The 5,302-nt window shown below is 69.9% G+C and carries 2 protein-coding genes; both read right to left on the reverse strand.

The window, feature by feature from the left end:
* Nucleotides 1-3,577: amino acid adenylation domain-containing protein (locus ABD287_RS18090; RefSeq protein ID WP_344174699.1), on the reverse strand; the 3,577-nt coding region annotated here is incomplete at its 3' end.
* Nucleotides 3,574-5,302 (reverse strand): condensation domain-containing protein (locus ABD287_RS18095; protein WP_344174701.1); only part of this gene is annotated, 1,729 nt, incomplete at its 5' end. The genes ABD287_RS18090 and ABD287_RS18095, both read right to left, overlap by 4 nt.

Consider the following 5,302-nt stretch of genomic DNA (forward strand, 5'->3'; position numbering starts at 1 on the left):
GCATAGACCAACCATCCGCAGCCACGTGATGCACCACCACCACCAACACAAACTCCCGCTCACCGACCACCAACAACCGCACCAACAACGGCAGCTCACCCGATGCGAGGTCAAATCGGTGGCCGGCCACCACGGCGATCTCCGCCGCCACGTCGTCGGCTTGGACCCCGACCACGGCGAAGTCCAGGTCGGGATCGTCGAGGACAACCTGGACCGCCCCCGAGTCATCCTCGGCGAAGGTGGTCCGAAGGGTCTCGTGCCGGCGGACCACGTCACCCAGCGCGGCGCGCAAGGCCTCCACGTCGAGGTCGCCGTGGAGCCGCATGGGCATGGGAATGTTGTAGGTGGCGCTCGGTCCCTCCACCCGGTTCAGGAACCACAGCCGGCTCTGCGCCGCCGACAGGGGGATCCGCGATGGCCGCGACGCAACTGGTACCACCGGTGGCCGGCGCCCCTCGGCCTCGTCGAGCACCTCGGCCAGGCCAGCGACGGTAGGGAGGTCGAAAATCCGCCGCACGGGCAGCTCGACATCCAGCGACGCTCGGATGCGGCCGGCCAACTTCGTGGCGAGCAGTGAATGCCCGCCAAGGGCGAAGAAGTCATCGTCGATTCCCACGCGACCTACACCCAGCACCTCGCCGAAGAGCCCGCAGAGAATCTCCTCCCTGGGGCTTCGGGGAGCTCGCCCCCCGACGGCGCCGTGCAGCTCCGGTACGGGCAGGGCCCGGATATCGACCTTTCCGTTCGGGGTCACCGGCATGGCAGGCAGAGTCACCACCACCGTCGGGACCAGGTAGGCCGGCAGCCGTTCGGCGAGGTAACTACGCAGGTCGTCGGGTTCCTGACCCGGGTGGGCGACCACATAGCCGACAAGGCGCGGGCCGTCCTCGTGGTCGGTGTGGGCGACGACGACAGCCTGGGCGACCGCCGGATGGACGTTCAACGCTGCCGCAACCTCGCCCGGCTCGACCCGGAAGCCCCGGATTTTTACCTGGTCGTCGACGCGGCCCAGGTAGTCGAGCCGCCCGTCGTCCCGCCACCGGGCTCGGTCGCCGGTGCGGTACATCCGGTGGCCGGGAGGCCCGTACGGGTCGGCGACGAATCGTTCCGCCGTGAGCGCCGGCTGCCCCGAGTATCCCCGCGCAAGGCCGGGCCCGGCCAGATAGAGCTCGCCAGCCGTTTCGATGGGTGATGGGGCGAGCCGGTGATCGAGCACGTAGGTGCGGGCGCCGTCGATCGGCCGACCGATCGACGGCGCCCCATTGTCAGCCAGGGAATCGCTCATCGTCGCGCAGACGGTGTACTCCGTAGGGCCGTACGCATTGATCATGCGGCGGCCGGGTGCCCACCGGTCGACCAGAGCGGGCGAGCACGCCTCGCCGGCGACGACCAGGGTGCAGCGGGGGGCGAGCGCATTCGCCGGCAGCACGGCGAGCGCCGTAGGCGGCAACGTGATGCAGGTGATGGCCCGCTCTAGGACCAAATCCGCCAGCGGCTGACCGGGCAGCATGCGATCGTCGTCCGCCGTGAGCACCAAGGTGGCGCCGGCCGCGAGAGTAACCCACAGCTCAGAGCTCGTAGCGTCGAAGCCGAGCGCCGCGAACTGCAGAACCCTCTCCCCAGGGCCTAGCGCGAAGGTCCGCGCCTGCCCGGTGGTCAGGGCGGCCAGCCCATGGTGCGTTACCACGACACCCTTCGGTCGGCCGGTCGACCCGGACGTGAAGATGAGATAGGCCGGGTGGCTGGTCGTCAGCGGCGTGGTGCGGTCGGCGTCCGTCGGATCGTGATCCGGCTCCCCGCTGGCGTCCGTCGCGTCCAACAGCAGCACCGGCACCCCAGCAGGAAGGGTCAGCGTCGCCGCGATCACCGTGGTGGTGATGAGACAAGCCGGACGAGTCTCGGCCAGGCGATCCGCGATCCGGCCGACCGGGTGCGCGGGATCGAGCGGCAGGTACGCTGCGCCGGCCTTGGCGACGGCGAGCAGCGCCATCGGCAGGTCAGCTGTCCGCGGCAGTGCCACCGCTACCAGCTGCTCCGGACCGATCCCGCTGGCGATGAGCCGGTGAGCCCACCGGTTCGCCCGGTGATTGAGGTCGGCGAAGGACACGGCTCCGTCGTCATCGAGCACCGCCACATCGTCCGGACCTCGACGCACCTGCCGCTCGACAAGAGCGGGCAGGGTCGCCGGCGCCGGCGGTTCGGAACCGGTGGACCAGGCGAGCAGCTGCCGCCCCTCACCCGGCAACACCACATCCAGCCCGTCGACCGTAATCTCGGCGCTGTCGGCGAGCCGTTCCAGCACCAGCGCAACGCGGTCCGCGATACGGCGCGCCGCATCGGGGCCGAAGATGCTGGGCCGATAATCCACGCGTAGCAGGAGTTCGGCGCCGGGCGCCGCCACCAGCGCCAGAGGGAAATGGGTGCCGTCCTGGCCGCGTACCGCCGTGACGCGCAGTTGGTCCGCGGCGGACTGCCCCGAGCCTCGGTCGTCCGCGCCGGTCTCCGGCCGAGTGCCGGCGGGATAGTTCTCGAACACGGTCGGCGCGTCGAACAGCTTGGACGAGCCCACGAGCCGCTGAATCTCCGCCAGGCCGAGATGGTGATACGGCAGCATCCCCAGGCTCTCCGCCTGCATCCGCCTGACCAGGTCGCCGAGTGTCTCCCCGCCGCGCAGTCGGACGCGCAGCGGCACCGTATTGATGAACAAGCCCACCATGGACTCGACGCCCGGAACCTCCGGTGGCCGGCCGGAAACGGTGATGCCAGTGACCACATCCGTGCGCCCGGTGAGGTGAGCGAGTACCAGGACCCACGCCGCCTGCACGGCCGTACTGAGCGTGACCCCGTTGGAGCGGCACCAGGAAACCAACCGGTCGGTCACCGGCCGATCAAGCGTTCGACGCTGTTGGTGGGGCAGTTCCGCCTCCACACCAACGTGCGGAGCAACCAGTGTGGGGCCGTCGAGGTCGGCGAGCGCCTCCCGCCATGCCGCCTGTCCCTGCTTCGGGTCCTGGTCGGTGAGCCAGGAGAGGTAACGCCGGTACGGAGCAACTGGCGGCAGCTCGGGTGCCTTCCCCCGGCCGTGGTACAGGGCGAGCAGGTCGCGCCACACCAGGGCAGTCGACCAGCCGTCGACGAGGATGTGGTGCATCGTCAGCACCAGCCGGTGCCGTTGCGGCGCCAACCGGATCAGCGTGAACCGGACCAGCGGCGGCCGGCTCAGGTGGAAGCGCGTGGCCCGGTCCGAGGTCACGATGTGGCGGGCCGCCACATCGCGCTCGGGCTCCGGGGTATCGGTCAGGTCGTGCACCGCAAAGGGCAGCTCGACAGCCGACGGAATCACCTGCACCGGGTTGGTAAGCCCCCGGTGCCGAAATCCCGCCCGGAGGTTCGGATGTCGCACCAGGAGCGCCTGCCCGGCCGCGCGCAGCGCGGGCACGTCGAGCGGACCTTCCAGGTCGACGATGAGCTGAGCCGCGTACACGTCGAGCGCGGACTCGTCGTACAGGTTGTGGAAGAGCATCCCTTCCTGCAGCGGGGTGAGCGGGAGAATATCGTCAAGTCCGGCGCGGCTCATTCGTCCCTGTCCCATTCAGCTTCGAGAAGGTCAATTTCGGATTGGTCCAGTCCGGTGAGCGCAACGTCGGAAGGCGTCAGTCCGCCACCGTCAGCGCGGGCGTGCTGGACGAGAGCTGTCAGCGCGTCAAACCAGGCCTGTGTTACCTCGCGGATCTGGCTTTCGGCGAACAATCCGTCCGGCCACACCCAGGTCGACTCGAGGTGCAGCCCAGCGCCGGCGTCGCGCACGATCGCCACAATCTCCAGGGCATGCGGCAGCCGCATCGCAGGGTCTTGGCCGACCACGCCGGGCACGTCCGTCGCTACCGACCAGTCGGCGTCGGTGCCGCTGGCGGCTGCCGGCGCCCGCCCGAGGTAATTGAGGCCGACCTGCGGCTGTGCGAGCCGGGCCAGGACGGCCCCGGTGCGCCGGTCGGAGTAACGAAGCAGCCCGTATCCGAGTCCGATGCCGGTGACCGTCCGAAGGTGCTCCTTGACCTGCTTGAGAACGGTACCGACGGCCGCGCCCCCGCCCCGGAGGATCGAGGGATCCGCGGATCCGGTATCGAGTCGCGCCGGATGGCTCGTGGTGAACCAGCCGACAGTGCGAGACAGATCCACACCACCGACCAGCTCCTCGGCACGACCGTGGCCCTCCAGGTCGACCAGCAGGCCCCGCGGGCCGGCCAGGCCGGTGGTCCGGAAGGCGATTGCCAGGGCGGCCATGAGGACATCGGTCATCTCCGCGTGGAAGACGCTCGTCACCTCGGACAGCACGGCCTCGGTGATGTCCGGTGCCAGTCTGACGGTGAGCCCGGTGGCCGAGGCCACGATGTCCTTCTCCGGGTCGAGCGGGCGACCCCCCAGCGGGGCATCCGGCGGGCCGAGAACCTCGGTCCACACCGGAAGCTCCGCCTGCCGCTGCGGCTGCCGACCCCAGTCGGCGAGGCGGCGAGCCCAGGTACGCAGCGAGGTACCCACCGGTGCGAGCTGCACCGGCCCTCCGGCGGCCACCGCATCCCACGCCTCGGCGAGGTCGGGTAGGAGAATCCGCCAGGACACCGCGTCGACAGCGAGGTGGTGCACGACCAGCACCAGCCGACCCGAACGATCGACGCCCCGGTCGAACCACACCGCCTGCACCAGGCTGCCGTCGATGGCCAGCCGTTGGCGAGCTGCGGCTGCCTCCGCGCGGACGCGGTCTACGTATGCGGCCTCGTCCAGACCGGTCACGTCGACGCGCCGCAGGCAGTCGTGTGCCCGTACCGAACCGGGCGGGCCGATGGTGAGGGTCCAACCGGCGTCCCCGGCGGCGTGGGCGCGCATCCGGAGCGCGTCGTGGTGGTCGAGCAGGATCTGCAAAACCTCGGTCAGCTGTTCGTAGCGGGCGACGCCCGGGGTGCGCAGGAACCGTGACTGGTGGAAGCCGTCTACCCGCCCGCCCAACTCAGCCAGCCAGCGCACGATCGGGGTGAGCAGCACGTCGCCGACGCCGGCGCCCGGTTCCTCGGCGCGCTCGTCCGCCGCCTCCTGAACCTGCACGGCCAGCTCAGCGACTGTCTGGTGCTCGAAGACCTGCCGAGCCGACAGGGCCAGTTTCGCCCTTCGGGCCCGGCTGGACAGCTGGATGGAGCTGATGCTGTCGCCGCCGAGGTTGAAGAAGTTGTCGTCGATGGTGATGTGGTTGAGGCCGAGTACTTCGGCGAAGAGTGTGCAGAGGATTTCTTCGCGGGGGTTTCGTGGT

Source organism: Pilimelia columellifera subsp. columellifera (assembly GCF_039532605.1).
GTDB lineage: Bacteria > Actinomycetota > Actinomycetes > Mycobacteriales > Micromonosporaceae > Pilimelia > Pilimelia columellifera.